The organism is Kitasatospora putterlickiae (genome assembly GCF_039527695.1).
GTDB lineage: Bacteria > Actinomycetota > Actinomycetes > Streptomycetales > Streptomycetaceae > Kitasatospora > Kitasatospora putterlickiae.
In genome coordinates this window covers 3,251-6,072 of sequence record NZ_BAAAKJ010000455.1, presented here as the reverse complement: position 1 = coordinate 6,072, position 2,822 = coordinate 3,251, and the positions used below count along the sequence as shown (strand labels likewise).

The following is a 2,822-nucleotide window of genomic DNA, read 5'->3' as shown; positions in this document are numbered from 1 at the left end:
AGCGCGGGCAGGCCGGCGGCGCCGAGCGCGCAGAGCGCGACCGCCGCGGCGGGGCGCCGGCGACGGCGCGGGGCGGGAACGGGGGCGTTCGTCGTGGGGGTGACGGGCGGTGACATCGGTGGTTCAGCTCCTCGTACTGCTACGGGACGTGCGTACCGCCGGTGCGAGCGCAGGACGCGGTCGGCGGCATGGGGTGCCGCGGCGCGGCGCGGCCCGGGCGCGTGATCACCAGGCCGACGGCAGCCAATCGTCCACGAAAGACCTTCACGCCACGCGATGGTGAACCGACCCGTTCGGCCGTGCGAACAAAAGCCCCATCCGTCGCGGGAACATGACACAACGGGCCGTCGGAACAAGGGCGGTGGGGATCGCGGGTTCCCGTCCTGTTGCCGGTTGCGGCGCGCGCCGGCGGCGCGCGGTGGGGCACGCGCCATCTCGTCCGCTCCCGCGCGCCCCCACCGGAGGGACCATCATGAGCATCCGCACCGCGGCCGCCTGGCCGCCTGGCCGCCACCGCCGCCCTCGCCGTCCCCGCCTTCACCGCCGTCCCGGGCCGTCCGCGCCGACAGCCAGGTGGTCTACGGGCCCACCCGCTCGGGCGGGGTCCGGTCCTGCGCCTACCGCGGCAACGTTGGCTCGGCCTTCCGCGGCGGCTACACGCTGGTCTGACCGCCGGTCGCACCGAGCGCGCGGTCCATCCGGTCGGCGAGCGTCGCCCAGGGGCGGCAGTCGACCACCGGGAGGGCGTGCCGGCGGGCCCCGGCGGCGAGCCAGTGCGAGTACCTGGCGCTGACCTCGGCGCGGTCCGCCTGTACGCCGTCCCCCGGCTCGCGGGCCGCGTAGTTGGCGGTGATCCGGCCGGCGTCGCCCTCGTGCAGGAAGACCGCCCGGACGTCCCGCCCGGCGGCCCGGCCCAGCGCGACCGCGCGGGCGCAGGCGGCCGGGGTGAGGTAGTCGCCCTCGACGACGGCGGGCACCGGGACGGTCAGCCGGTTGCGCACCACGCCGATCAGGGCCGGTTCCAGGGCCTCGGCGGTGGCGATCTGGAGCTCCAGCACCCGCTCGGGCGTCAGCCCCTCCACCGCCGTGCCGTCGCCGAAGTGGTGCAGGCCGGGGTGCTGGTCGGGGGTGGTGAGCTCCTGGACGGCGGCCACCACGTCGTCGAACTCGACGACGAAGGCGTCCTCCGCGTTCGCGAGCCGGGCGGCGGCCAGGCTCTTGCCGACGCCGGAGGCGCCGCCGAGCAGGATGAGGTCCCAGGTCCGTTTCGTCACCCGGCGACGCTATCGCGGGGGATCCGGTCGGATCATCCGGATTTCGCCGCCGGGTCCATGAGGTGGTCGAGGCGCTGCTGCCAGGTCGTCAGCAGGCCCTCCAGCGCGGCCGCCTCCTCGGTGGTGAGCAGGCCCAGCAGACGGTGCTCGTTGCGCATGTGAGCGGTGAACGCCTCGTCGATCAGCCGGCGGCCCGCCTCGGTGAGGGCGACCACCCGGCCGCGCCCGTCCGCCTCGCTGCGGCGGCGGGTGACCAGACCCGCCCGTTCCAGCCGGTCGATCCGCTTGGTCATGGCGCCGGTGGTGACCATGGTGTGGGCGGCCAGCTCCCCGGGCGCCCGCTCGAACGGCGCACCCGCCCGGCGCAGCGCCGCCAGCACGTCGAACTCGCCCTCGCCCAGGCCGTAGCGGCCGTAGACCAGGCAGAGCTCCTCGGTGAGCCGGCCGGCCAGCCGGTGCAGCCGCCCGATCACCGCCTGCGGGGACACGTCGACGTCGGGCCGCTCGCGGCGCCATTCGGCCTGGATGAGGGCGACGTGGTCGGGGGCCGGATCGGTCGGACGGCTGTCTCGGCTGCGCTCCATGCCCCCATCCTAGCCCAGTAGCTTCCCGGGAAGGTATATTGCCTTCCATGGAAGCCAGTTTTCGGTGGGTCCTGCTGACCGCCGTCGCGCCGGTGGCCTGGGGCGCCAACTACTACGTCACCCGCGAGTTCCTGCCGGCCGACCGCCCGCTCTGGGGCGCCGCCCTGCGGGCGCTGCCCGCCGGTCTGCTGCTGCTGGCACTGCGCCCGCGCCGCCCGCGCGGCGCCTGGTGGTGGCGCTCGGCGCTGCTTGGGCTGCTCAACACCGCCGGGTTCTTCGTCCTGCTCTACGTCGCCTCGCAGTCGCTGGCGACCAGCGTCGCCTCCACGGTGATGGCGGCCTCGCCGCTCGCGATGCTGCTGCTCGCCCGGGCGCTCACCGACGCCCGTCCCGCCCGGGCCCATCTGCTGGGCGCGCTGATCGGCCTGGGCGGGGTCGCGCTGATGCTGCTGACCCGGGCCGAGCCGGTCAGCGTGCCCGGCCTGGCCGCCTCGGCGGCGGCGATGCTGGTCTCCTCGCTCGGCTACGTGCTCGCCGGCCGCTGGCGGGACGGCGCCGACGCGCTCTCCACCACCGCCTGGCAACTGGTGGCGGGCGGGCTGGTCCTGCTGCCCCTGGCGGCGGCCTTCGAGGGCGCGCCCGCCGCGCCCACCGGGCGGGAGCTGCTCGCCTTCGGCTACGTCGCGGTGGTGGCGACCGCGCTGGCCTTCGCGGTGTGGTTCGCCGGCCTGCGGCGCCTTCCGGCCGGGACGGTCGGCCTGGTGGGGCTGCTCAACCCGCTGACCGGCGTCCTGCTCGGCACGGTGCTGGCGGGCGAGGGACTCGGCCCGCTCCAGGCCGCCGGGCTGGCGCTGGTCCTGGCCGGGGTCGCCCTTGGCCGTCCGGGTCGGGGTGCCGAGCAGGGTGTCGTCCGGGTGCCGCGACCTGCGGCGCGTTTCCGGCGCCGGTCCGCCCCGCCGGAGGT

The 2,822-nt window shown here is 76.3% G+C and carries 3 protein-coding genes; 1 reads left to right on the top strand and 2 read right to left on the bottom strand.

What is annotated here, in order from left to right:
- Positions 1-653 precede the first annotated feature (653 nt).
- Both ABD308_RS36590 and ABD308_RS36585 read right to left on the bottom strand, forming a co-directional pair.
- Positions 654-1,274 carry an AAA family ATPase gene (locus ABD308_RS36590; RefSeq protein ID WP_344344557.1) on the bottom strand — a complete coding sequence of 207 codons (621 nt, stop codon included), beginning with the start codon at positions 1,272-1,274 and terminating at the stop codon, positions 654-656.
- A 32-nt stretch (positions 1,275-1,306) separates the two neighbouring features.
- Positions 1,307-1,858 carry a MarR family winged helix-turn-helix transcriptional regulator gene (locus ABD308_RS36585; protein ID WP_344344555.1) on the bottom strand — a complete coding sequence of 184 codons (552 nt, stop codon included), beginning with the start codon at positions 1,856-1,858 and terminating at the stop codon, positions 1,307-1,309.
- 47 nt (positions 1,859-1,905) lie between these two features.
- Between ABD308_RS36585 and ABD308_RS36580 the strand changes: the two genes are divergently transcribed.
- Positions 1,906-2,822, top strand: a 917-nt coding sequence (locus tag ABD308_RS36580; protein ID WP_344344553.1) for a DMT family transporter, incomplete at its 3' end; no start/stop codon positions are given.